Below are 24,900 nucleotides of genomic sequence, written 5' to 3'. Positions count from 1 at the left end.
ATACCATGCCTAAATTAGCCGCTGCCGTATTAACGATAACTTGTATTAGCCTTGCTGGCTGCTCCAATACTGTGGGTACTTTTATTGATGCCATGAAAGTAGCATTAAATCCTGGCGAAGGAGTGACATTAACCAATGAACAGTTGGCACGTCGTACCAAAGACGCTTTATATGTTACTGTGGGCGATTTACCCAGAGCTCAGCTCGCGTTAGATAAAACAGAGCATGGCCAGGACAAGTGGCGCTCGGCAGACAAGGCGTTTTTAGTGATGGAACAAGGCCGCATAGTTAAAACTGCAGGTTTTAGCAATGATCTGCTCTTTGTGACTAATACTGCAAAAGATCCACTGAAACAGCCTATGAGCAAAATTCAGCAGGGGCAACAATGGCAAAGTTATACCGATTGGCTCCAAAAGCAAGAAACTGGTTATAAAGTAACCTATGAAATTGTTGAAACCAGTACAGAAAAAATCCAGTTATTAGAACAGCAGTTCGATACCAAAAAAGTGACTGAACATGTAAGTTTTGCCAGCGGTGAAACTGCAACTAATTTGTTTTGGTTTGATTTAACCAGCGGCGTTTTATTAAAAAGCCGACAGCAGATTTCTCCTTTTTGGCCAGAGGTTGAGTTAGTACATATCAGTAATGCCGCCCGTTTGGCTGGCATAGCCAAAGCAGGAGTCAGCCAATGAAGTTGCTGTTTGGAGTTACCCTGGCTGTATTTAGCCTGTTGAATTTTGGTCATGCTGCCGGACCCGCAGTTTTGGTTAAACATAATGATCAATACCATGGCTTTATGCAGTTACCTCGGATCTCTGAGGTGTTAACCAGAGTCAATAGTCAAGCTCAGCTCTATTGGCCAGCGGCCCGCTTGTATAAAACTGATGATGAGGCTGTGGCTGAACTGGAACAGCAACGACAAGCCCTGTTGCAGCGTCTTGAGCAGTTACAACTTGTATACACTGAGGATGATGATACCGAGTTTGTTCAAAGTGCTAAATCTTTGGCTGTGCAAGTAAAAAGCTGGACCTTGGCTAAACAACTCCTATTGGTACTGGACCCTGAGAGAGTAAGAACCAAAGCACAATTAAATCCGAGATTATGGGCAGGCTTTTATAGTTTACAAGTACAAGCAAGGCCTGAGACTGTGAGTGTGACCGGTTTAGCAAAAAATTCAGAATTGCCTTTATTAGAGGGGGCAGAAGCTGCGGACTATGCAGATTTGTTGCAATTTCATAGCGGCGCGAGTTCATCCTTCATCTACATCTTGCCAGCTCAGCAAAAGCCATTATTGGCACAGATAGGTTTGTGGAATAAAAAGCGGCAAGACGTGCCCGCTGGGGCAGTATTGTTTGTACCTTTTGAACAGCGATTATTGCCGGCAGAGTTCGAAAATTTAAACCAGCAGATTGTTGAGTTATTGCAGCACAGGGTTGTTTTATAATGAAAAAGTTGTATCTGAGTACTGTAATCTCGACCCTGTTGTCTCCTGCGGTTGTCGCTGAAACCAACCAGCCCTTGCCTGCAACGTATTCGCAAATGACCCAGGGCGGTGTTGGTTTAATCCAAATGCCTACCGCTCGCCATAACCAGGCTGGCAGTTTTAGTCTGAATTATCAGGACAGCCAGGAATACCGTTTTTGGTCTGCGTCGTTACAGTTATTCCCGTGGATGGAGACTACTGTACGTTACACCGATGTGCGTACCCAACTTTACAGTCAGTTCCCTGGGTTCAGCGGCGACCAAACCCTGAAAGATAAAGGTATTGATGCTAAATTTCGGTTATGGCAGGAAAGTGAGTTTTTACCTGATTTGTCGGTCGGTTTTCGTGACTTTGGCGGTACCGGTTTTTTTGAAAGTGAGTTTATCGCCGCCAGTAAACGTATAGGACCATTTGATTTTCATTTAGGCTTAGGTTTTGGTTATTTAGGTAGCAAAGGCAATATCAATAACCCGTTTTGTCAACTAAAAGACAGCTTCTGTGACAGACCCGGTGGTTTTAACGGTTTGGGTGGCAAGATTGACTATCAACGATTTTTTAAAGGGCCTGCCTCTTTATATGGGGGGGTCGAGTATCAAACGCCTTGGGCTCCGTTGCGGTTAAAACTGGAGTACGATGGCAATAATTATAAACAAGACAGAGCAGGAGTGTTGCAGCAAGACTCTGACTACAACCTAGCCGCTGTGTACAGTGTTACTGAGTCTTTTGATCTGAATTTGAATTACCAGCGTGGTAATACATTTGGTTTTGGTGTCAATTACAAAATTGACTTTAATACGGTTAGTCAGGTGAAAATAGATCCACCGCCAATGGAAATTCCGGCTCAGCAAATTTTATCAATGGATACGTTGGATAAAGACCAACTGCGTCGTGATTTATACAACAACGCTGGTTTTGTGGTGAATAACTACGTAGTGAAAGACGACGAGATTCTGCTCAAAGGCACTCAGGTAGCCTATAGAGAAGAAGATATTGCCATAGACAGAATTGGCAGAGTATTGGCTAATCATTTACCTCAGCGCATTAAAACTTACCGGGTTGTGATTATTTCTGCCGACCTGGCTCTGGTTGAAACTGTTATTGATGCTGAAAAGTTTGTCAGTGCCGCACGTTACGAAACACCTGATGCAGATATAGAACAAAGTTATCAGCGTGTTGAACCTAAAATTCAGGATGAGAACTGGGCCGTGAAACGTAAGGATTCAGGTTTTGGATATGGCACTGAGCTGTTTTGGATCCAAACTTTTGGTAGTCCGGAACGTTTTTATATGTATCAGGGGGGGATGTTCGCCTCTGGCAGTTATCAGTTTAACCCGAATTTTAGTTTGCAGAGCACAGCGAAAATCAATCTGTTAACTAACTTCGATGAATTCAACTTTAAAGTAGATAATCAGAATACTGGTGTACCTCGGGTTCGTACTTTTATTCGTGAATATGTCACGCGAAGTGATGTCACTATGGATAACTTTTACGGTCACTGGAAAGATCAACTAACCAAAGATTGGTACGGACAGGCCTATGCTGGTTATCTGGAAACTATGTACGGCGGTGTTGGCGGAGAAATCCTCTATAAACCACTGGATTCATCTTTAGCTATAGGTTTTGATCTGAATTATGTGCGTCAGCGTGATTATGACAGCGAAGTAGCGTTTTTTGACTATAAAACTCTGACTGGTCATCTAAGTTTTTACTGGAAACCGGCCATGTTGGATGACACTCTGATCACAGCTAGTTTTGGTCAGTATCTGGCAAAAGACAAGGGAGTAACCATAGACTTTGCTAAACGATTCGACAGTGGCGTTATTGTAGGCGCTTATGCCGCTATTACGGATATGTCTGCTGCTGAATATGGCGAAGGTAGTTTCACAAAAGGTTTTTATGTGTCTATTCCATTTGATTTATTTTCATTTAAATCAGATACCGGACGAGGCCGTATACCTTGGATCCCCATTTCCCGTGATGGTGGCCAAATGTTGAATAAGCCTGTGAACCTGAATGCGTTAACCGAAGATCGGTCACCTTTCATACGCTAAGCTTTGATTGACAATACAAGGCCACTTTAACCAGTGGCCTTGTGCTTTATAGCTCTGATTAGACTGATGGTGGACACGTAATGAGCCAACTTACTCGTTTAAGCTTGCCTGGCTTACTGTTATGGCAACCCCAAGTTCATACCGACCCGCGTGGTTATTTTTTTGAAGTCAACCGTAACTCAGAGTTACAACAGGTGCTGGGAGCAACTGAGTTTGTGCAAGAATCCCAATCAGGCTCCTTTCAGCATGTACTTCGAGGAATGCATTACCAACTGGATAGACCTCAGGCGAAATTGGTCCGGGTGGTAGCAGGGCGAATTTTTGATGTCGCGGTAGATTTGCGCCGTCAATCACCCAGCTTTGGTCAGTGGTTTGGTATGGAGCTGTGTAGCGAGAAAAAGCAGCAGCTTTTTATCCCGGCAGGTTTTGCTCATGGGTTTTTGACTTTAAGTTCTTATGCTGAAGTAATCTACAAAACTGATCAGTATTATGACCCTGCGTCTGAACGAGCTATTCGCTGGGATGATCCGCAATTGGCAATACAATGGCCTTTGAATCGCGCCCCGATACTTTCCGCTAAAGATGCCAACGCAACGAGTTTTGCCAATGCAGAAGTCTTTTTAACTATGGGGTCAGAATAGATTTAATGATGAAGGTGTTATTGCTTGGGCAATCAGGCCAACTGGCGTCTGAACTCAGAGCCAGCGTGCCGTCGTCTGTTGAATTGAAAGTGTTGAGTTACACCGATTTTTGCACTCTTGCTGAAACCGAACTCAAACAACTTTTTATTAGTTTTTCGCCTGTCTGGGTGATTAATGCAGTAGCTTATAATCAGGTGGACCAAGCTGAAATTAATCCCGAATTGGCAATGGCGGGGAATTTTTACTTGCTGCAGAAGCTGCAGCGGCTATGCGTTTTAACACAAAGCAAGCTGCTGCATATCTCTACCGATTATGTATTTGATGGTGTAGCTAATACTCCTTATAAGGAGCTTGATCGAGTTCAACCTTTAAATGAATATGGTAAGAGTAAACGTGCAGCGGAGCTTTGGTTATTACAAGAGTATCTAGAGTCTAGCGTGATTATCCGCACCAGTTGGTTGTATTCATTTTATGGCGCTAACTTTGTCAAAACTATGCTGCGGCTGCTGCAAAGCAAAACTCCATTGAACGTAGTGCAAGACCAAATAGGGTCTCCCTGTTGGGCTCATGGTTTGGCTGAGGTGATTTGGCTGCTTATCATTCAGCAAAAGATTAAACAGGGGCTGTATCATTGGGCTGATACCGGCTTTTGCTCACGCTACGAGTTCGCGCTTGAAATTCAGAGTCTTGCTTTGGAGCTTGGCTTGCTTAGTCATAAGGCAGAAATTTTTGCAGTAAGTTCTGCTCTATTTAGCAATACCACGCCAAGGCCAGCTTTTAGTGCTCTTGATAGCACTTTATTAAGGGATAAGTTATCTCTCGGACAAGTTTCATGGCAACTGCAGTTAGCAAAGGCTTTAAGCTTATTCTCGCCTGCACAGTTTAATTAAGGATTTAGAATGAGTTATGTTTTATTAACCGGCGGCGCAGGTTATATCGGTAGTCATACGGCGTTGGCATTACTGCGTGCTGGCGAGCAGGTGATTAGTTTTGATAACTACAGCAATTCCAGTATGGAGTCGTTAAAGCGGGTAGAGCAGTTAGCTGGTAAGCCTGTTATTCAAATTGAAGGTGATGTGTTAGATGCTGATGCGTTGGCCGCTGTATTTGAACAGTATCCGATTAAAGCTGTCGTGCATTTTGCTGGCCTCAAAGCTGTGGGGGAATCGACGCAAAAACCTTTGTGGTATTACGAAACTAATGTTGGTGGCACTATTAAGCTTTGTCAGGTGATGGCGAAGTTTGGTGTAAAAAATCTGGTGTTTAGTTCATCTGCAACAGTGTATGGCGACGCGCAAAATAGCCCGCTGCCGGAGACGACTCCTACTGTAGCTATGAATCCTTATGGTCAATCCAAGCTGATGACGGAGTGGGTGCTGCGTGACTTGCACCAGTCTGATAAGAGTTGGAATATCGCTGTGCTGCGCTATTTTAACCCTGTGGGTGCTGATGCCAGTGGTTGTATTGGAGAGGATCCGAATGGTATTCCAAACAATCTGATGCCTTTTATCACGCAAGTTGCTGTAGGTAAACGTGCGCAGCTCCAGATTTTTGGCAAGGATTACCCTACGGCAGATGGCACAGGAGTGAGAGATTATATTCACGTGACAGATTTGGCGGCTGGTCATGTGGCGGCCTTACAGCACCTTTCCAAAGGTTTAGGTTTTGATTGCTTTAATTTAGGCAGCGGCGAGGGGTTATCTGTGCTGGATATAGTGACTCGTTTCGCTCAGATTAATCAGGTGGCAGTGCCTTATCAGTTTGTTGACCGGCGTCCGGGCGATGTGGCCCGCTATTTTGCCGATCCATCCAAAGCAAAAGCAGTGTTGGGTTGGCAAACTGAGCAAACTTTGGATGATATAGTGCGCGATAGCTGGAACTGGCAAAAAAATAACCCGAATGGTTATAGCTAAGCAGGCTCACAACATCTGCTGAATTTGTTCTTTGATAAAGTTGTATCTTTTGCGTTGATCTTTGGGCAGTTCAGCTTCGTCTATCACGTTCATGCATTTGTGGGCGAGGTAGATCAGATCTTCGTTTAAACGGCCGCGCTGGCTGATGGCTTGTAGTAAGTTCATCGCTATGCTGGCGTTGGCTGGCATAGTTTTTTGTGCTTCGAGGAAGTAGTTGATGGCTTCAGAGTAGTGGCCCAGGCTGTAGGCTTCCATGCCGGCATTATGGCTGGCCATCATGGTGGATCGTTTGTGACTGTACTTATCCTGTTCGGATAAAAACATCATATTCAGCGCTTTGTTATATAAATCAGCACTTTGCGATAGGGTGTTTAAACTGCCCATGTAGTGGTCGCTCATCGCCAGATTACCGGTTTCAAAATAAGCTCTGGCTCTGTCGAGTAAAGCGGAAGGTGATAACGTTTTGCCTAAACTCAGCTCTTCACTTTCTTGCAGCAGTGTTTTAGCTTTGTCCATTTTGCCTTCCAGTACGGCAATTCTGGCCTCGATTACCAGTTTGTCGTGTTCATAACTGGTGGGATGGAAACGTTTTTTCACGTCTTTTAAAAAATAATCCACTTTACCCAATACGGTACGTTTATCGCGTACAGCCAGGCCTTGCGCATTTTGGATCATGGCGCGGGCGTAGTTCAGCATATTGTCGGCCGTATCATAGATGGAGTATTTGGCGGCTTCGAGCAATTTACTGTGAACCCGCACCGCAAGATCCGGCTGATTATTGATCACAGCTAAATTGGCTAATACATGCTGGCGCAGGTAGTTTTTCGGCGAGGCTTCTGCAACAATCCGAACTGTATTAAAGGCTTCTTCGGTTTTGTTTTGGCTTAAATACAAGCGGGTTAACCAGTCGAGCGCTTCAATTTTAGTTTCTGGCTGATTCACCAGTTCAATCAACATGCCTTCCGCTTCGGTATCCTGCTCCTGATAGCCTTTAGCGACTGCGATGCCCAACTTGGCCCAGGGGAGCTCGCGAAAAGCTAATACCTCAGTGTAGAGCGCTTCGGCCTCTTTGTAGCGGCCAACTTTGACCAGCAGCTCGCCTTTGAGTCGTTGAGTGTAGGTGTGATGCACAGGGTATTGCTCCAGCGCGATGTCACAGGCCTGGATCGCATCGGGATAGTTTTCTTCGGCAATCATCTGATACGCGTATTTCAGCGCTCGTTTTACCTGAAAGGCCCGCTCTATACGACGTTCCAGCTCGGCATAACTAAAAGGTTTGAGCAGATAATCGTCAGGCAGGAATTCAATCATGCCGTAGACAGACTGACGATGACGTTCGCCGCTGACCACAATAAAGCAGCAACTGTGTTTCAGGCAGTGTTCGGCTTTTAAGGCTTCAAACAGTTGGTAACCATCGCGACCAATACCTAAGTTGTAGTCGCACAAAATGAAATCGAAATCGGTTTTCCGGCAGGCGGACATGGCAGTTTCAGCGTTGCGTGCGACAACAACATGGTCGAATCCAATCAGCGCCAACATGCTTTTCATGTACGCTATCACTTGTTCGTAATCTTCAATGACCAGAACTTTTTTTGATCGGTAAAATGCTCGCTTGGATACCACTGAAATCAACTCTCGTCGTGACAGCGGCTAGACTACCACAACAGCCCTGGCTTGCGGGACTGTGAATATGTAACTTTGTTTTGCCACAGCCAAGGCCATGCCTTTATTGCACTGCTTTTACCATAACTGCAATTGCTGTAGTCCTGCAGGGCAGGCGCCTTGCCGGATCCATTGCGCTAAGACTTTGGCCACATTAGGGTACTGCACTTTGTTATGCTGCACAGTTGAGGTTAACCAGTGCTGGATCACTTCAGTATTTAATGTTTCGGTACTCTGGCCCAGTTGCAATTGGGTCAGCGCCAGCGCGTTGGATTGTTGCTCCATCTGCCCCTGTAATGCTTTGACTAAGATGCGTTTTTGCAATTGTAATGCTTCGCTGACCAGCTCAAAACCGGCATTGCTGAGCACGGCAGAACAGTGATGCAAGTCGTGTTTAAACTGTTCCACGCAAGGGGCTGCACATTGAATATGGCCAAGCTGGCCGCTGCTCAGGCCAGGGCCATACAGATAAAACTGGTACTGAGTCAAAGGCATCAACCACTGGATCACCTGCTGTTGATCTTCAAAGGGTAAATACACCAGAACTTTGTGCGGATCGGCGGTATTGGTTGCCGGTTCTAAATCTACGATAGGTGGCAAAATTGGCTGATTGAAATGATGCCAATGCAGACCAATTTGTTGCTGACCCGGGGCAAAGAATCGAAAGATGCTGCGGCTTAACAGGCTGGCATGGCTTTGCGGGATCTGATGTAAAAATGCATATTGATGGCCAAAAGCGACAGAGCGCTTGTTCTGCAGCCGTGCCGCCCAGGCGGTAATAGGTTCAAAGTCGGTCAAGACCAGATCATAAGCTGAGCAATCCAATTGACGGATGTCACGCCACAGCTCCAGAGGTTTAGCGCGCAGCGCAGTTTTCAGATAGTTGATATGACCATGTTCAGTAACAAAGCTCAGGCCAGTTTTTACCTGATAGTCACCAAACTGTTGCATATCAAAAAATTGATCCGCAGGGCGGCCGGAAAATAAAAAATCAACTGTGACGCCCTCGGCTTGCAGGTACTTCCCCAGAGCGCGGGCTCTGCTGATATGTCCGTTGCCTGTAGCCTGCACACCATACAAAACCCGCATCAAGTTCTCCTGTCAGTCCCTCCAAACCAGCGCTTTAAAATGGGCGCGGCACATAGAGACATATTGATTATTGCCACCAATTTGCACCTGACTGCCAGTGGTGGCGGCGTTGCCTTGCTCGTCCAGTCGCACCACAAAGTTCGCTTTGCGGCCACAGTGACAAACTGTCTTTAATTCCACTAATTTATCTGCCCAGGCCAACAAGGCCTGACTACCGGCAAAGGTTTCACCTAAAAAGTCGGTGCGAAGACCAAAAGCCAGCACAGGCACCTTTAAATCGTCGACCACATAGGTCAGTTGTTTAACCTGAGCTTTGGATAAAAACTGGGCTTCATCTATCAGCACACAGTCCAAAGCCCCTTGTTGTTTCAGCGTTTTACAGGCGTGAAGAAAATCAAAGCCTGCATCAAAAATCTGTGCGTCCATCGACAAACCTATGCGCGAGCTGATTTTGCCAACCCCAAATCTGTCATCAATGGCGGCGGTAAAGAGCGCGACCGTCATGCCTCTTTCCTGATAGTTATAAGCACTTTGCAGCAAAGAGGTGGATTTGCCTGCGTTCATTGCCGAGTAATAAAAATACAATTGCGCCATCTGCGTGGTCTCATAAAGTGAAATCCGGCGCAGTATATACTCTTCTTGCATGAAGCTGCAGCATTACTCTGGCATAGCCTAACTATGGAAGATGACAGTAAGAAGACAATTGACGTTCCCTCGAAGGGGGAGCGCGTAGGCGCTGACCTTTTATATTGCGACTGCCTCAGAACTTAGGTTAATCTCTGATATCTTTACAATTTTTGATAATAGGGTCAGAGCAAGGCTCTGACCCCGAAAGGGGATATGATGGATAAGTGGTTGTTTGGTACTGTGTTAGTGCAGGTAGTGCTCACACTTTTTATAATGGTACTGATGGGGAAGCGTCGTTTTAAAGCGGCGAAAAACCGAGAGCTACCGTTTAAAGCCTTTAAATTGATGGATTTAACAGGTGCCAACGAGCAGGTGATCACGGCCAGCCGCAACTTTGATAACCAGTTTCAGCTACCTGTGTTGTATCTGTTTGCTGTGGCGTTTGCCTTGCAGTTTGGTATGGCCGATTTTAGCTTAGTGGTGTTGGGCGGGCTTTTTGTACTCAGCCGCCTGGCTCATGCATTTATCCATGTTGGCGCGAATCATGTACGTCTGCGTTTTGCTGTGTATGTATTTGGTGCTCTGATGCTATTGCTGTTCTGGCTGCGCTTGGGCATAGCCTATTTGCTCGCCTGATGACGGAGTTGCTTTGGCCTTACCTGAGTTTAGCCTTCAGTGCTTTTGTCTCGGCCACTTTATTGCCTTTTGGCTCAGAGCTGGTGCTGGCCGGATTGCTCACGCAAGGCTATCCGGCTTTGCTGTTGTGGGGCATCGCCACAGTATTTAACACGCTTGGCTCGGTGCTGAACTGGTATCTGGGCCGACAACTGCTTTTGTTTCAGCACAAAAGCTGGTTTATGTTTAAGCCAGGGCAGATAGAGCGGGCCAGTGGTCAGTTTCAGCGCTGGGGGTTGCCGTCATTACTTTTGGCCTGGTTGCCGGTGATTGGCGATCCGCTGACCTTGGTGGCTGGTGTGCTCAAAGTTCCTTTGTTTTGGTTTGTGGTGCTGGTAGGTTTGGGCAAAGGCTTGCGATATGCTGTAGTCATAGGCCTGATGCCTGTGGTTTGAATTAAATTTTGGAGATCTGATGAAGGCGTTATCTCTTTGTGCGTGGATGCTGGCTTTAGCTTCTAGTGTTGCGGCTGCACAACAAAGCCCAACTACAGCTCCAGCTACTGTGGTGAATTCTTCCTGGCAGTTGTTGCCACAGGATAATTTGCTGTATCTGGAGACCGATCAGGGTCGTATTGTGATTTTATTAGCACCGCAGTTTGCACCTGAACATGTGAAACGGGTGAAAGAACTGGTGAAGGCTGGTTTTTATGATGGGGTGACTTTTTATCGGGTGATAGAGGGTTTTGTTGCTCAGTTTGGTGTGCCTGAACATGAGTGGGGCAGCAGAGCTAAACTGACGCCGATGAAGGCCGAATTTAGCTGGCCTGTGCGTAGTAGCGATCCTTATCTTTTAGTACAGCGCCCGGATTTATTGGCCGAAGAAACGGGTTTTAATCAGGGCTTTGCGGTGGCGCGGGAGCAAAATCAGGAATGGCTGGTGCATTGCCCTGGTGTGGTCAATATGGCCCGTGCCAATGAACCTGATACTGCTGTCGCGGATATTGCCATTATGATGGGACAGGCCCCACGTCATCTGGACAAAAATATGTCCGCTTTTGGCAAAGTGGTCTGGGGGCAGTATGCCATCAATCGTATTCGCCGTGGTGAAGCCGTAGATGGTGGTGTGATAGGTTCAGCCGCAGCGCGCACTGTGATTAAGCAAGCCCGTTTAGGCACGGATTTGGCGCCAGACAGGCAGTTGCAACTGGAATGGCTGAACACCAATAGTTCGGAGTTTTCACAGTCGCTGGCTGAGCGACGTTCCCGTACTCATGTGTTTTATCAGCACAAGGGCAATGGCAATATGGACGTATGTTATCCACAAGTGCCGGTGCGTGAGGTAAAAGCTGTATAAAGCCTGTAAAACACAAAATTTGCTGGTCGATGACTGCATTTTCAGTCATCATGTGCGCCTTTTCTGTAGCGCTCCAAGGGGATTGCAATGAACTACGAATTAACGGCTGACGATTTAAACAGACTGAGTGTATTGGACGCTGAACAGCGTTACGACTACTTCATTCAGGCCGTGGCTGATCTGGAAAAGATTTGGATCCTGGTCGATGAAGAAGGTTTTGTGCTGGTTGATGCCGACGAAGAGCGTTGCATCCCGGTCTGGCCACATGCTGAATTAGCAGAACAATGGATCAACGGTGACTGGGCTCAGTGCCAGGCTCAGGCGGTCGATATTGCCACCTGGTTAGACAAATGGACCAGTGGTTTAGACGGCGACGAATTAGCTATCGCTGTGTTCCCACACGCGCAGGAACCTGGTGTGGTGATTGGCCCTGAAGAGTTCGCTGAAACTCTGATTGAAGCTACACAAGACAACGAATAATAATGCCGGGGTTAGAGCTGTCAGCTCTGACCCCCATATCAGCTTTAGAGCGAATCTTAGATTTGTCTGCGCTATCAACTCTGACCCTTCTATTTATTCTGCCCCGATATATCCTATGCAAAGTTATACCGCTATTTTTCTCCCCGAAGCTATTGATAACAATTCTTGATTAGATTATGATGCCCGTAGTTGAACTCGCAGGTGCATTTATGTACGTTTGTCTTTGTAAAGCAGTCACAGATAAAGCCATTCGCCAGCAGGTGGAAGCGGGCGCTTGTTCTATGCGTGAACTGAAACAAAATTTGGGTGTCGGTACTCAATGTGGCAAATGTGTTTGTCAGGCCAGCGATATTTTGGATGCTGCTTTATCTAAACAGGCATCACAACAACGCATTCCGGTGTTGATGATCAACAACTCCCGTCCGGCTGCCTAAGCACTTTTCTTAATTTTTATTCATAAAATCAGCATTTAAAATTAAATGGGCTGCATTTTTTGCTGTGGCTAGGCATAATATTGGCATCTTTTTCTGAGGTAAGCCTTATGACTAACATTGCGAAGGTAGCAATAGTGGGCGGCACCCACGGCAACGAATTCTCCGGTATTTATGCGATTCGCCAGTATCAGGCCAATCCGGCTTTGATCCAGCGCCCAAGCTTTGAAACCAGCACTTTGTTTGCCAATCCTGAAGCGTTTAAAGCCAACAAGCGATATATCCATAGTGATTTAAACCGGCAGTTTAAAACGGCTGATTTGGCTAATCCTGATTTGACCAACTACGAACAAAGCCGCGCCAAAGTGATCAATGAACTTTTAGGGCCAAAAGGCAATGCCAAAACCGATTTGGTGATTGATTTACACAACACCACCAGCAATATGGGCGCATGCCTGATCATGACCCAAGCCGGACCTTTTTATAATCAACTGGCGGCTTATGTGAAGATGAAAATGCCGGAGGCTATTATCTCCCGTGATGAGGATCATTTAGCCGCAGAAGATCACGCGCTGATGTGTACCCTCGGCCGTTATGGTGTCATCGTGGAAGTAGGGCCACAATCTCAGTCTGTGCTGCGTCAGGACGTACTGGAGCAAATGCATCAGATGACGGCTCATATTCTGGACTTTGTCGAGCTGTACAACACCCAGAGCCTGCCTGCGCTGCCCAAACGTACCGAAGCTTATCTGTATCTGCACAGCATTAAATTGCCGATGAATGAAAAAGGCGAACGTTTGGGTATGGTGCACAAAAATGTGCAGGACAAAGACTATCATCCGATCCACCCCGGCGATCCTATTTTCACTTTATTTGATGGCACTGAAGTGCCTTACGACGGCGACAGAGTGGTGTATCCAACCTTTATCAATGAAGCCGCCTATTACGACAACAATCTGGCGATGTCGCTGAACGACAAAATCTGGATTGAGCTGGAATAAGCCCACGAGAAATCGAAAAGGAGCCAATCGGCTCCTTTTTGCTATCAGCTTATTAAAGCTGCACGTAGCTGGCTTTTTTCTGGATAAGTTCGATGGCGTAGTTGTCAGGGTCGCGCACAAAAGCGATTTCAGTGGTGCCACCTTTGACCGGACCGGGTTCGCGGCTTATGACACCACCTTTAGCGCGAATCAATTCACAAGCTGCATAAACATCATCTACTTCCAGAGCGATATGGCCATATGCCGTGCCCAGTTCGTAGCTATCCACGCCCCAGTTGTAGGTGAGTTCTAATACTGCGCCTTCGCTTTCATCACTAAAACCAACAAAAGCTAGGGTGTATTTGTATTCAGCATTCTCTGAAGTACGTAACAGTTTCATGCCAAGCACCTCTGTGTAAAAAGCCAGAGAGCGCTCTAAATTGGTGACGCGAAGCATTGTATGTAATATGCGCATAAAATTTCCTTAATCGACTTTTTCGCCGATTTTAGCATACCGCTGTCCAGCGAAGGACGGCTGGATCGTAAAAACAGGATAGGCTGTGCCTATCCGTAGATAGTCTGTTATCTCTTAATCTTCCTGATAAGCCGCACGTTGCAACCGGTTTTGCACTGCCGCCCATTGCTCATCTATTGGCGGCTGTTCCAGTAGAATAAGTTCAGCACCACTCTGATCGGCCTGATAAAGCTGTTTATACAAGATACGGCCATAATCGTGCGCATTAGTTGGCATAACACAGTGCCAGTGCGGTTTTATGTTAGCGGCTAGATCATGCAAAGACAGCACTGCAAGTTTTAACCTTGTACTGGCCAGTACTGCATCAAGCTCTATGGCTGAGACACAACGCAATCTGGTTTTTGGCTGATAATGAGCCGCCACATTGCCCGACACTTTCACCTGATGTTGCAGAGGACTTTCAACCTTCTGCCCTAACACCGCTTCCAATTGAGCTGCGCTGACAGGCCCTGCGCGCAGCACCTGAACAGCGCCATCCATCAGACTGACAATAGTCGATTCAAGGCCAAACTCACAATCACCACCATCCAGCACCGCATCTAATTTGCCTGCCATCGTCTGCATCACCTGCTGCGCGCTGGTGGGGCTTAATTGCTTGTATGGATTGGCAGAAGGCGCGGCCACCGCAAGCTGATGGCTGGTCAGCAGCTCGAGTAACACCGGATGAGCGGGTACCCTTAAGCCTATGGTATCCAAACCGCCGGTGACCACTGGATCGACGTGGTCGGCTTTTTTCAGTAACAAGGTCAGAGGACCTGGCCAAAAGGCTTGTGCCAGAGCAAAAGCCTCTGCAGGTATATCTTGCGCCCAGTCATGCAGTGCGCTGGCCGCATGCACATGCACTATCAGCGGATGATCAGAAGGTCTGCCTTTGGCGGTAAAGATGTTATTCACAGCGCTTTTGTTGCGGGCATCCGCCGCCAGACCATAGACGGTTTCTGTCGGCACAGCAACCAGCTTGCCTTGTTTTAACAGCTCGGCAGCAATCTGTCTGTCTTTGGCCTGTTCTGAGTGTAACATCAGGGTATTCAGCACGATTTAACTCCGGTATTGCAGGGTCTAAGTTAAGGATTACAGAGTGGACAATAGGCTGGATCAGCCGAAGCTTCAGGTGCAAGCTCCTGCTCGGTATAACCACAACACTCACATTTTTTCAGATAATATTTCACGCGCTCTGTTGGATAACCGCAGGCGGAGCAGGGCAGACCCAACTGCAGCTCTTTACGCCAAAAGTCGGGGCTCTGACAGGTCGGACAAAGGGCTTGTAACCGCTGCGCCAGTTGCACTGCCGCTTGCTGAATATATTGCTGCCGGGATGGACAAAAGTGCGCGCGTAAATCGGGAGAAAGACGAAGGCGTTGACTAAGTTGGGTTGCTGATTTGAGTAATTTAGCCTGCTCTAACGCCTCAAACACAGCATGAAAACCAACCAGGCCTTTGATCATGCCCGCACTGTGACTGATGATCCAGCCTTGGGCTGCATCATGCTGTAGCAGATGCTCACGCAGCAGAGTGAGCTGATCAGTGTCAAGATCAGACAAGGGCACAGGGCCACTGGCTGAGGCAATGATGTAGTGATCTCTGCTGCTGTCATACCAGCACAAAAGTTCATGATCCCAATTCAGTAAACCCGGCAGCGGACCGCCGCCAAAGCTGCCCTCACTGCCGATACCAAAGCTCAGGCCAGTGATTTGACTGGCCAGTTTCGCTTTGGTTTTAACACAATCCAGCGGGCTGAGTGTGCGGGGGACTTCGCCGGAAAAGGTGCCTAAGCTGTCGGTGTCAAAACTGTCCGTCAATTCTACTTGTACACCAGCTTGTGCTAAAGCGGGTGCAATCAGCGACAACTTATGATGTTTGGTCAATAAGGACGCCCGTTGCGCTTTAGCAGTCATCTACTGTCCTTGTCCTAAGGTAAAGCCCGGCTTACCGTTAAAGCTGCACAGGTTCTCAGTTTTGATCACATCCAGCTTGTCGGCCGAGATCTGGCTGAGCAGACGGATAACATCGCTGTACGTCAGTTGTGTCAAACCCGCTTTGAGCATAAAACGGCAGCGCCAGTGATCGGTGCAGAAGGTTTCAGGAAAGCCATCAGGCCAGACTTTAACGCCTCTGTTGGTGATCATTTGTAACTGCAGCTCTGTGGTTTCCAACTGCTGCAGACGCTGCGCCAGCTCGTCGGCACTGTGCTGGTTCTGATGTAAAAAAACATCGACCCCGACCAGGATTTTCGTTGCACTGGCCTGCGGTTGATGCGCGACAGTCACACCTTTTTGCTGTTGCGCTGAGTTGTGGTAACTCACGGCGCTGAATTTCTGAGGTTCGCTGCCCAGTCGCGCTATCACAGCGTCGGAAAATTGGTCGGTTGTCACCAGCACTTTGGTATGCTCACTTTTTAAATCTTTGGTATGAATGCCATCTTCAATAGTTTTTAACCAGGCATTGTGGATTTTTTGCGCTACATCCGCCTGGCCTATATGCACCAGCATCATCACGGCCGCCAGCAACAAGCCACTGGGGTTGGCGATATTCTGCCCTGCAATATCAGGAGCACTGCCATGAATGGCCTCAAACATCGCCACCTGCTCACCTATATTGGCGCTGCCCGCCAGACCAATACTGCCGGACAATTCGGCAGCAATATCGCTGATGATGTCGCCATACAGGTTGCTGGTCACTATCACATCAAAAAGCTCCGGCCGGGTTGCCAGACGGGCGCTGCCAATGTCTATGATAAAGCGGTCCTGTATTATATCTGGATATTCTGCGCCAATCTCCTGAAACACCGTATAAAATAAACCATCGGTCATTTTCATAATGTTGTCTTTGACCATACAGGTGACTTTTTTACGGCCGTGGTGACGGGCATATTCAAAGGCGTAACGGATTATTTTCTCACAGCCTGGTCTGGTGATCAGTTTAAGGCATTGATAAACCTCATCTGTTTGCCGATGTTCAATACCAGCGTACAGGTCCTCTTCATTTTCTCTGATAATCACCAGATCCATAGCCGGGTGTAAACTATGGACATAAGGTGAGTAGCTGATGCAAGGTCTGACATTGGCATACAGCCCCAACGTTTTCCGTATCGTGACGTTCAGACTTTTGTAGCCAGAGCCAGAAGGCGTGGTGATTGGGCCTTTAAGAAAGACTTTGGTGCGGCGCAGGCTTTGCCAGGCATCAGGCCTGATCCCTGAGCTGTGACCTGCCAGATACACCTGTTCACCTATATCGATAGATTCGGTCAGGATCCGCGCTTTGGCTGCGCTTAACACTTTTAACGTAGCCCGGGTGATCTCCGGACCTATGCCATCTCCCATCGCTACAGTGATAGCGACATCTTCACTCTGGGCTTTAGGCTGGGGGCTATTGTGAGTTGTATGGTGTTCGCGATAAAGACAGTCGTTACTCATGATTTAATACTCCGTTTTGCCACTGAGCGCACTTTATGTCAGTCGATGTATAAACAAAAATGCTTTGTTCTAATTGCATCTATAGCTTTAAAGCTATAGATTGAGTTGATGTTTTATCTGATGGAGTTGCACTGATGCCTGCTTCAACCCTTGCCCGATTTCAGCGTATTACTCCCCAGCAACTGCGGGCTTTTGAAGCCACTGCGCGTTTGTTGTCTGTCACCAAAGCCGCACAGGAACTTTATGTCAGCCAACCCACTGTGTCTGTGCAGTTGCGCGAGTTAGCCGCCACCACAGGGCAGCGATTATTCGAAACTACAGGCAGACAAATTCGCTTAACTCAGGCCGGTGAAGAGCTTTATAAAGCAGTTCGTGACGTAGCGGCCTGTTGGCAACGCTTTGAATCCAGAATTGCAGAAATCAATGGTTTGGTCAGTGGTCGTCTGCGTATTGCCGCAGTAACCACTGCTGAGTATTTTGTACCCGACTTGTTGGGACCATTTGCTGCCGCGCATCAGGGGGTAGAAATTGAACTGGCGATTGAAAACAGAGACAGGGTAGTCGGGCGGCTGCATCAGGGCATAGATGATCTGGCGGTGATGATGATGCCGCCGGATGATTTACCGCTGGAGCGGATCCAGTTTCAGATCAATCCGTTGGTGATTATTGCCTCGTCAAAACATGCTCTTATCGATAAAAAGATTGAACTGAGTGAGTTAAGCAACGATCGCTGGTTGATGCGCGAACCCGGCAGTGGTACCCGGATGGCGGCAGAGCAGCATTTCGACGAACTGGGGTTTAAACCTAATGTGGTGATGAGTTTAGGCAGTAATGAAGCGATCAAACATGCGGTGGCGGCTGGTTTGGGCATTGCAGTGCTGTCACAGCTTGCTGTACAACCAGCGTTATGGCCAGGCCGTTATACGACCGGCGCGGGCACACAACACAACGGACCATCAGATACAAGCGTGCTGCTGCAGGCCGGACTTGGCATTATGCAAGTGAACAATTTCCCTATTCTGCGGCGTTGGTCTGTGGTCTGGCGAAAAGACAGTCCGCTTTCGGCAGCAGCCCGACATTTCCTTGATTATCTCCAGGCGTCACAATCCGAACCAAAGGTGTGAATATACTGATTTTATTCGACTTTATCTTTAAACTCACAGAGGTCTTCAATCAAACAGCTCCCGCATTTAGGTTTGCGCGCTATGCAGGTGTATCGGCCATGCAATATCAACCAATGATGCACATCAAGTTTAAATTCGGCGGGCACCACTTTGAGTAACTTCTGTTCCACTTCATCAACATTTTTGCCGGGCGCAAACTTGGTTCTGTTGCTGACACGGAAAATATGGGTGTCGACCGCGATAGTGGGCCAGCCAAAGGCTGTGTTTAAAACCACATTGGCCGTTTTTCGGCCTACGCCGGGCAAGGCTTCTAAGGCTTCACGGTTTTCCGGGACTTCGCCATTGTGCTGATCCAGCAAAATACGGCAGGTTTTGATCAGGTTTTCTGCTTTGGAGTTAAAAAGCCCAATGGTTTTAATGTAGTGCTTTACGCCATCTACGCCCAAATCATAAATAGCCTGAGGCGTATTGGCGACGGGGTAGAGCAGACGGGTGGCTTTATTGACGCTGACATCCGTGGCCTGAGCCGATAGCAACACAGCCACCAGCAGTTCAAAAGGCGAGTTAAACTCCAGCTCTGTGGTGGGCTTGGGGTTGTTTTCCCGCAAGCGCTGTAAAATCTGAATACGTTTTTGTTTATTCATGAGGTTCGTTTCAAATCTCTGCGGCGTATCACTGAGCGGACACCTGAGTGACCCGAGCTCTGCTGATTTTTTGTTCGACAGGTTTAGCTTTAGCTGCCGCTCGGGCATCTATAGCATTTTTACCTGCAATCAAAAATCCCATCACTAAAAAGGCGCCAGGTGGCAGTATCGCCAATAAAAATTGGTGATCGGCCTGGTACAAATGAATGGTCAGCACAGTGGCCCAATCACCGAGCAATAGATCGGCTCCGGCAAACAAGGTACCTGCGCCTATCACCTCACGCACGGCGCCTAAGGTGCAAAGCACCAGCGCAAAACCCGTGCCCATCATCAAGCCATCAAAAGCGGCCGGTAGCACCGCATTTTTAGAGGCGTAAGCTTCAGCGCGGCCAATCACTATACAGTTAGTGACGATTAGTGGAATAAAAATACCTAAGGCCTGATACAGGTTATACATAAAAGCATGCATCAAAAGCTCAATCACAGTCACCACTGAGGCGATGACCATGACAAAAACCGGAATACGGATTTCATTCGGTACATAGTTACGGATCAGAGACACCACAGTATTGGTGCTTAGCAACACCAGCATAGTAGCCAAACCTAAACCCAGTGCACTGGTTAAACTGGTGGTAACAGCCAACAAAGGGCAAAGCCCCAATAACTGCACTAACCCCGGGTTATTTTTCCACAGGCCCTGGCGAATTATTTCCTGATAATGATTCATGGTGTCAGGCTCCACAATTGGCTGGCAACGTGGCCAGTTCGGGGTGTTGCTGAATATATACGGCAGCATTTTTTACCGCTTTGACCACGGCGCGGGGCGTAATAGTGGCACCGGCAAACTGATCAAACTGGCCACCATCTTTTTTAACCGCAAAACTCTTGTCATCGGCTGAGGCAACCGTTTGGCCATTAAAGCTGAGGATCCATGGGTTTTTACGCAGCTCAATTTTATCGCCAAGGCCCGGGGTTTCTTTATGACTCAGTACCCGCACCCCAATAATTTCGCTGTCCGGAGTCACGGCAGCCAGTACTTCAATAGCACCGCTATAGCCATCAGGTGCTGTGGTTTCCATCAGGTAGGCTTTGAGCTGGCCGTCAGTGCGATAACGGTAGATTTTTTGTTGGGCGTCTTTGCCCAGTAACTGAGTGTCCAGCACAGCTACACAGTCATTGAGTATGTCAGTTTGACCGGCAAGTTCAGGCATCACCTCAACCAGAGTGCTTAGTTTGCTGGCAAGCTGCTGCTGTTCTATTTCTGTTTTAGTGATTTCATTAACCGCGGCCACAGCAAACACACAGAGTACGGCTGCAGTGCCCAGCAGCAAGGCATTTTTTGCAACAGAACTTAGCATCAGCGCGCTCCTTTAGGTTTATGGCCGTAAGTGCGGGGCTGGGTATAGTAGTCAATTAAAGGCACTGCCATATTCGCCAGCATCACGGCAAAAGCAAAAGCATCCGGATAACCGCCATAACTGCGGATCACAAACACCAGTACACCGATCAGGGCGCCGAATACTAGCCGGCCTTTTTCAGTGGTTGACGCAGAAACCGGATCGGTGGCAATAAAAAATGCCGCCAGCATAGTGGCCCCTGAAAAAAGCTGAAATAGCGGACTGGCGTTGGTATCAGGCGAGATCAGCCACGCCAGTAAACTACAGGCAAATAACGAGCCTAATACCGCCACCGGAATGCGCCACTGAATGACTTTTTGTTGTAGTAAAAACAATCCACCGAGTAAATAAGCCAGATTCACCCAAAACCAGCCTTCACCGGATAACCAGCCAAACACAGGCTTTTTCATACTCTCTGCTGTGGTGTAGCCCTGAGATAGATCGGTTTTTAACGTATCCAAAGGCGTCGCCATGCTAATGCCATCGGCATCCTGACGTAATTGGCTGACGCTGTAACCGCTGCAGCTAAAGTCGGTGAAAATAGCACAGACTGCATCAAGCGGACCTACAGGGATATGCTGCACCGGACTTGCCGGCAACCAACTGGTCATGGGCAGGGGGAATGAAACCAGTAACAACACATAGGCTGCCATAGCCGGGTTAAACAAGTTATTACCCAAACCGCCGTACAGTTGTTTGACCACTATGATGGCAAAAGCTGTACCTATCACCACCAGCCACCAGGGTGCATAGGAGGGAATAGCAACAGCGAGTAACAGAGCAGTGACTAAGGCGCTGTGGTCCAATAGTTTAACTTTGATTTTTTTACTGCGCAGAGCCAGCACGGCGGCTTCAGAGCACCAGGCCGTGAGAATAGCTAACAGCAGTTGGATGAAAACACCATAACCAAAAAAGTAAGCCTGGACGGCAATACCCGGTATAGCCGCCAATGCCACCAGCTTCATCAACTGGGCTGTGGTTTTTTGGCTATGCTGGTGCGGGGAGCTGGCGATTTTAAAACTCATAACGGCTCACTGTTTTGTTGTTTTTTTGCTTTAGCTCTGGCTATGACGGCGGCAATAGCGGCTTTTTTTGCATCTTGTTCTGGCGTTGACTCTGTGGGCACTGCAACGGGCTCTGCCACGTCAGTCGCAGGCGCTGCTTCCGTCTGGGGTTGCTCCGCCAGCTTTTTCGCCTTAGCACGGGCTATAGCGGCAGCCACTGCGGCTTTTTTCGCATCGGCATCAGAAGCCGCTGTCTCTGCAGGTGCCGGTTCGGCAGATACTTCAGATTGAGCTTCTGTCTGCTTTTTCGCCTTAGCACGGGCTATAGCGGCAGCCACTGCGGCTTTTTTCGCATCGGCATCAGAAGCCGCTGTCTCTGCAGGAGCCGGTTCGGCAGATACTTCAGATTGAGCTTCTGTCTGCTTTTTCGCTTTAGCTCTGGCTATAGCGGCAGCCACTGCGGCTTTTTTCGCATCGGCATCAGAAGCCGTTGCCTCTGCAGGAGCCGGTTCTGCCGCTACTTCAGATTGAGCCTCTGCTTGCTTTTTCGCCTTAGCACGGGCCAGAGCTGCTGCTATTGCGGCTTTGCGCGGATCTTCAGTCTGCTCTGAAGTTTGAATCGAAGCCGGTTCTGCGGTTTGAGCTTGCTGTTTTTGCTGCTGATACGCCAAAGCTTCGGCTTTTTTCCGTTCACGCTCAGCAATAATTTGTTCTTTATCCAACGCAGGCGCCGCCTGTTGTTGGGTCCGTTCTAACGCCTGTTGCACCGCCGCAGCACTTTGAGACGCCAGACCGCTGGCTTGTTGCTGGGCGACACGCTGAGCGGCTAGTTGCTGGTTACGTTCCAGACGTTCTTGTTTCTCGCGTTCCAAACGTTCAGTGCGGGCATCAAAACGGGCTTTAGCTTGTTCAGCTTTTAAAGCTTCGCGCTGGGTTTCACGAATTTCGGCTTTGGCGACACGGTAATAATGCACCAGCGGAATTTCGCTGGGGCAAACATAAGCACAGGCACCACATTCAATGCAGTCAGATAAATTGTATTCGGCCAGTTTGTCCTGATCTTTGGCTTTGCTGTACCACAGTAACTGTTGTGGTAATAAGCTGGCAGGGCAGGCATCGGCACAGGCACCACAGCGAATACAGTCCATTTCTTCACTGGCGGCGCCCAGCTCATGTTCTGTCGGTGCCAGAATACAGTTGGTGGTTTTCACCACGGGCACAGACCAGTCTGCGATGGCAAAACCCATCATTGGACCGCCGACAATAATGCGCTGCTGCGGTTCTGCCTGAAACCCACAGGCATTTAATAAGTCAGAGATGGGAGTGCCAATCAGCGCCAGCACGTTTTGTTGTTGGGCTAAGGTTTCACCCGCTACTGTCACCACCCGGTGGATCAATGGAATATCATCCAGCACGGCCTGAGCTATCGCAAAAGCAGTCCCTACGTTTTGCATCACAATACCAATGTCCAAAGGTCTGCGACCTGCCGGGACTTCTTTGTTGGTTAATAGCTGGATCAGTTGTTTTTCGCCGCCAGATGGGTACTTAGTCGGTACTTCGCGAACAAAATAGTTATCCCGTTGGCCTATGGCCGCCTTGAGCGAGGCTGCCGCTATCGGTTTATCGTCTTCAATGCCAATCAATACCGCTTTGGGACTGAGCAGTTTCACCAAAATCTCAATACCGGCAATAATGTCGCTGGCGCGTTCCTGCATCAGTAAATCATCGGCCGTGATGTAAGGCTCACACTCCACTGCATTGATGATCAGATAATCCACAGGCTGTTTGACGTTGACCTTAATATGAGTCGGAAAACCTGCACCGCCCATACCAGAAATCCCCGATTCCTGAATGCGTTCCAGCAGGGTATAAGCATCGGCCTGTTCCGGATCCAGCGGTTTACGCGGTCGCCACTCGTCCATACCATCCGGTGCCAGAATCAGGGTGGGTTCGGCTAAGCTGGAAGGATGAGTGCTGGTATGCAGTTCAATCGCCAATACAGTGCCTGAAGTAGGCGCATGCACAGGTACTGCCATCGCATTATCGGCCTGAGTCAGGGCCTGACCTTTGAGCACCCGATCACCGACTTTCACCAGCAGTTTACCCGCCACACCAATATGCTGGCGCAGCGGTATATATAACCGATCAGGTATGTCCAACAGCGCGACCGGCTTTTGATTGGTGCGCTCTTTACGGCTGGGCGGATGAATGCCACCGTGAAAGTCCCAGACTTTTCCTGCCTGGATCTGTTGAAATAAAGTAGGCAAGTCAGGACTCCAGTACTTTCACCGGGATAGCCTTTAAGTCCCACTTCCAGCGCTCAATACTGCTGGCCAGTGGCACCATATCAATGCAATCCACAGGACAAGGTTCAACACATAAATCACAACCAGTGCATTCGTCGGTGAGCACTGTGTGCATTTGTTTAGATGCGCCGACAATAGCGTCAACAGGGCAGGCCTGAATACATTTAGTGCAACCTATGCACTCATCTTCGCGAATAAAAGCCACACGTTTCACTGCCGGCGTTTGCGCTGCATCCAAAGGTTTGGCTTCAACACCCATTAAATCAGCCAGTTTCTTGATGGTGGCGTCACCGCCCGGTGGACATTTGTTGATGTCATCACCGTTGGCTATGGCTTCGGCATAAGGCCGACAGCCCGGATAACCACATTGACCACATTGAGTTTGTGGCAAAATTTCATCGATTTGTTCAACCAGCGGATCGGCATCTACCTTAAAACGGATAGCGGCATAGCCCAGCACAGCGCCAAAAATCAGCGCCAGAATACCCAAAGCCCAGAGGGCAGTGATTATAGACATTTATACTTTCACCAAGCCAGTAAAGCCCATAAAGGCTAAGGACATTAAACCTGCGGTAATCATGCCGATCGCAGCCCCTCTAAAAGAAACCGGTACGTCAGCAGCAGCCAGACGCTCCCGCATGGCCGCAAATAAAATCAACACCAAAGAGAAGCCCACCGCGGCACCAAAACCATAAACGACGGACGAAAAAAAGTCGTGGCGGGCATTTACATTCAACAGTGCCACACCTAATACCGCGCAGTTGGTGGTGATCAAGGGCAAAAAGATGCCCAACAGGCGATACAAGGTTGGGCTGGTTTTATGCACCACCATCTCGGTAAATTGCACCACCACAGCAATCACCAGAATAAAAGCTAAAGTGCGCAGGTACAGCAAATCCAGCGGCTGTAATAAGTAGAAGTCCACCAGATAACTGCAAAGCGAGGCCAGGGTCAGCACAAAAGTAGTGGCCATCGACATACCAATAGCGGTTTCAAGTTTTTTCGAGACCCCCATCACAGGGCATAAGCCGAGAAACTTCACCAGTACGAAGTTGTTCACCAGCACTGTGCTGACCAGCAACAGCAAAAATTCCGACATAAAAGAACCCCAGAAAAAAGTCGCGCTATTATGAAGCTTTGTAAGGTCTG

At 48.2% G+C, this 24,900-nt stretch carries 27 protein-coding genes; 13 read left to right on the top strand and 14 right to left on the bottom strand.

All coding sequences use genetic code 11. The annotated features are described in order from the left end of the window. Positions 1 to 5: 5 nt before the first annotated feature. The 6 genes from SD53_RS14790 to galE all read left to right on the top strand — a co-directional run bounded on the left by SD53_RS14790 (position 6) and on the right by galE (position 6,088). On the top strand, positions 6 to 692 hold the full coding sequence (locus SD53_RS14790) for a YjbF family lipoprotein (RefSeq protein ID WP_125060820.1): 687 nt from the start codon (positions 6 to 8) through the stop codon (positions 690 to 692). Continuing rightward, entirely contained in the window at positions 689 to 1,444 is a 756-nt protein-coding gene (locus tag SD53_RS14785) for a capsule biosynthesis GfcC family protein (RefSeq protein ID WP_046520962.1), read from the top strand. Before SD53_RS14790 ends, SD53_RS14785 begins: the two co-directional genes overlap by 4 nt. Beyond that, positions 1,444 to 3,534 (top strand): YjbH domain-containing protein, encoded by a 2,091-nt coding sequence (locus SD53_RS14780; RefSeq protein ID WP_046520961.1) that lies wholly within the window; start codon positions 1,444 to 1,446, stop codon positions 3,532 to 3,534. The genes SD53_RS14785 and SD53_RS14780 overlap by 1 nt, the downstream gene beginning before the upstream one ends. Before the next feature lie 80 nt (positions 3,535 to 3,614). Continuing rightward, positions 3,615 to 4,175, top strand: coding sequence for a dTDP-4-dehydrorhamnose 3,5-epimerase (gene rfbC / locus SD53_RS14775; protein ID WP_046520960.1), 561 nt, complete (start codon positions 3,615 to 3,617; stop codon positions 4,173 to 4,175). A 5-nt stretch (positions 4,176 to 4,180) separates the two neighbouring features. Beyond that, complete coding sequence (gene rfbD / locus SD53_RS14770) at positions 4,181 to 5,065, top strand: dTDP-4-dehydrorhamnose reductase (protein WP_052749400.1); 885 nt, start codon at positions 4,181 to 4,183, stop codon at positions 5,063 to 5,065. A 9-nt stretch (positions 5,066 to 5,074) separates the two neighbouring features. Then, positions 5,075 to 6,088, top strand: a complete 1,014-nt coding sequence (galE, locus tag SD53_RS14765; RefSeq protein ID WP_046520959.1) for a UDP-glucose 4-epimerase GalE — start codon at positions 5,075 to 5,077, stop codon at positions 6,086 to 6,088. A gap of 6 nt (positions 6,089 to 6,094) precedes the next feature. Here galE and SD53_RS14760 read toward each other — a convergent pair whose 3' ends face one another. From SD53_RS14760 to SD53_RS14750, 3 genes are all read right to left on the bottom strand, one after another. Then, positions 6,095 to 7,711 carry a response regulator gene (locus SD53_RS14760; protein ID WP_277619437.1) on the bottom strand — a complete coding sequence of 539 codons (1,617 nt, stop codon included), beginning with the start codon at positions 7,709 to 7,711 and terminating at the stop codon, positions 6,095 to 6,097. A gap of 117 nt (positions 7,712 to 7,828) precedes the next feature. Next, positions 7,829 to 8,839 carry an MJ1255/VC2487 family glycosyltransferase gene (locus SD53_RS14755; RefSeq protein ID WP_046520957.1) on the bottom strand — a complete coding sequence of 337 codons (1,011 nt, stop codon included), beginning with the start codon at positions 8,837 to 8,839 and terminating at the stop codon, positions 7,829 to 7,831. 12 nt (positions 8,840 to 8,851) lie between these two features. Then, a complete protein-coding gene (locus tag SD53_RS14750) occupies positions 8,852 to 9,484 on the bottom strand; it encodes a thymidine kinase (protein WP_366246860.1) in 633 nt (210 codons plus the stop codon). A 198-nt stretch (positions 9,485 to 9,682) separates the two neighbouring features. Between SD53_RS14750 and SD53_RS14745 the strand changes: the two genes are divergently transcribed. From SD53_RS14745 to SD53_RS14720, 6 genes are all read left to right on the top strand, one after another. Continuing rightward, positions 9,683 to 10,102: an MAPEG family protein gene (locus SD53_RS14745; protein WP_046520956.1), complete on the top strand. Its 420-nt coding sequence runs from the start codon at positions 9,683 to 9,685 to the stop codon at positions 10,100 to 10,102. Next, positions 10,102 to 10,536, top strand: a complete 435-nt coding sequence (locus SD53_RS14740; protein ID WP_046520955.1) for a YqaA family protein — start codon at positions 10,102 to 10,104, stop codon at positions 10,534 to 10,536. The genes SD53_RS14745 and SD53_RS14740 overlap by 1 nt, the downstream gene beginning before the upstream one ends. Positions 10,537 to 10,555: 19 nt before the next feature. After that, complete coding sequence (locus tag SD53_RS14735) at positions 10,556 to 11,437, top strand: peptidylprolyl isomerase (RefSeq protein ID WP_046520954.1); 882 nt, start codon at positions 10,556 to 10,558, stop codon at positions 11,435 to 11,437. Positions 11,438 to 11,524: 87 nt separating this feature from the next. After that, positions 11,525 to 11,917 (top strand): DUF2750 domain-containing protein, encoded by a 393-nt coding sequence (locus SD53_RS14730; protein ID WP_046520953.1) that lies wholly within the window; start codon positions 11,525 to 11,527, stop codon positions 11,915 to 11,917. Positions 11,918 to 12,126: 209 nt separating this feature from the next. Beyond that, positions 12,127 to 12,351 (top strand): bacterioferritin-associated ferredoxin, encoded by a 225-nt coding sequence (locus tag SD53_RS14725; RefSeq protein WP_046520952.1) that lies wholly within the window; start codon positions 12,127 to 12,129, stop codon positions 12,349 to 12,351. Positions 12,352 to 12,458: 107 nt separating this feature from the next. Next, the gene (locus tag SD53_RS14720) at positions 12,459 to 13,349 is read left to right on the top strand and encodes an aspartoacylase (protein ID WP_046520951.1); all 891 of its coding nucleotides are present in this window, start codon (positions 12,459 to 12,461) and stop codon (positions 13,347 to 13,349) included. Between the two features lie 52 nt (positions 13,350 to 13,401). Here SD53_RS14720 and gloA read toward each other — a convergent pair whose 3' ends face one another. The 4 genes from gloA to SD53_RS14700 form a co-directional block, all read right to left on the bottom strand. Beyond that, positions 13,402 to 13,803, bottom strand: coding sequence for a lactoylglutathione lyase (gloA, locus tag SD53_RS14715; RefSeq protein ID WP_046520950.1), 402 nt, complete (start codon positions 13,801 to 13,803; stop codon positions 13,402 to 13,404). Positions 13,804 to 13,917: 114 nt separating this feature from the next. Continuing rightward, positions 13,918 to 14,898 (bottom strand): L-threonylcarbamoyladenylate synthase, encoded by a 981-nt coding sequence (locus SD53_RS14710; RefSeq protein WP_241481817.1) that lies wholly within the window; start codon positions 14,896 to 14,898, stop codon positions 13,918 to 13,920. A gap of 29 nt (positions 14,899 to 14,927) precedes the next feature. Then, the gene (locus SD53_RS14705) at positions 14,928 to 15,758 is read right to left on the bottom strand and encodes a DUF6671 family protein (RefSeq protein WP_046520949.1); all 831 of its coding nucleotides are present in this window, start codon (positions 15,756 to 15,758) and stop codon (positions 14,928 to 14,930) included. Beyond that, the gene (locus SD53_RS14700) at positions 15,759 to 17,276 is read right to left on the bottom strand and encodes an NADP-dependent isocitrate dehydrogenase (protein ID WP_046520948.1); all 1,518 of its coding nucleotides are present in this window, start codon (positions 17,274 to 17,276) and stop codon (positions 15,759 to 15,761) included. A gap of 134 nt (positions 17,277 to 17,410) precedes the next feature. On the opposite strand from SD53_RS14700, the gene SD53_RS14695 reads away from it, so the two are divergent. Beyond that, positions 17,411 to 18,400, top strand: coding sequence for a LysR substrate-binding domain-containing protein (locus tag SD53_RS14695; protein WP_046520947.1), 990 nt, complete (start codon positions 17,411 to 17,413; stop codon positions 18,398 to 18,400). A gap of 11 nt (positions 18,401 to 18,411) precedes the next feature. On the opposite strand, the gene nth is transcribed toward SD53_RS14695, so the two are convergent. From nth to rsxA, 7 genes are read right to left on the bottom strand one after another with little or no spacing between them, the layout of a single operon-like run. Continuing rightward, positions 18,412 to 19,044 carry an endonuclease III gene (gene nth, locus SD53_RS14690; protein ID WP_046520946.1) on the bottom strand — a complete coding sequence of 211 codons (633 nt, stop codon included), beginning with the start codon at positions 19,042 to 19,044 and terminating at the stop codon, positions 18,412 to 18,414. Positions 19,045 to 19,072: 28 nt separating this feature from the next. Next, a complete protein-coding gene (locus SD53_RS14685) occupies positions 19,073 to 19,771 on the bottom strand; it encodes an electron transport complex subunit E (RefSeq protein ID WP_046520979.1) in 699 nt (232 codons plus the stop codon). 4 nt (positions 19,772 to 19,775) lie between these two features. Further along, on the bottom strand, positions 19,776 to 20,402 hold the full coding sequence (gene rsxG, locus SD53_RS14680) for an electron transport complex subunit RsxG (protein ID WP_046520945.1): 627 nt from the start codon (positions 20,400 to 20,402) through the stop codon (positions 19,776 to 19,778). Beyond that, the gene (rsxD, locus tag SD53_RS14675; protein ID WP_046520944.1) at positions 20,402 to 21,466 is read right to left on the bottom strand and encodes an electron transport complex subunit RsxD; all 1,065 of its coding nucleotides are present in this window, start codon (positions 21,464 to 21,466) and stop codon (positions 20,402 to 20,404) included. The genes rsxG and rsxD overlap by 1 nt, the downstream gene beginning before the upstream one ends. Beyond that, positions 21,463 to 23,712, bottom strand: coding sequence for an electron transport complex subunit RsxC (rsxC, locus tag SD53_RS14670; RefSeq protein WP_046520943.1), 2,250 nt, complete (start codon positions 23,710 to 23,712; stop codon positions 21,463 to 21,465). The genes rsxD and rsxC overlap by 4 nt, the downstream gene beginning before the upstream one ends. 1 nt (position 23,713) lies before the next feature. Further along, entirely contained in the window at positions 23,714 to 24,268 is a 555-nt protein-coding gene (gene rsxB / locus SD53_RS14665) for an electron transport complex subunit RsxB (protein WP_046520942.1), read from the bottom strand. Beyond that, complete coding sequence (rsxA, locus tag SD53_RS14660; protein ID WP_046520941.1) at positions 24,269 to 24,850, bottom strand: electron transport complex subunit RsxA; 582 nt, start codon at positions 24,848 to 24,850, stop codon at positions 24,269 to 24,271. Between the last annotated feature and the right edge of the window lie 50 nt (positions 24,851 to 24,900).

It is taken from the genome of Rheinheimera mesophila (assembly GCF_000986865.1).
GTDB classification, from domain to species: domain Bacteria; phylum Pseudomonadota; class Gammaproteobacteria; order Enterobacterales; family Alteromonadaceae; genus Pararheinheimera; species Pararheinheimera mesophila.
Note: the sequence above shows the minus strand (reverse complement) of the source record. Positions and strands in the feature narration are given on the sequence as shown.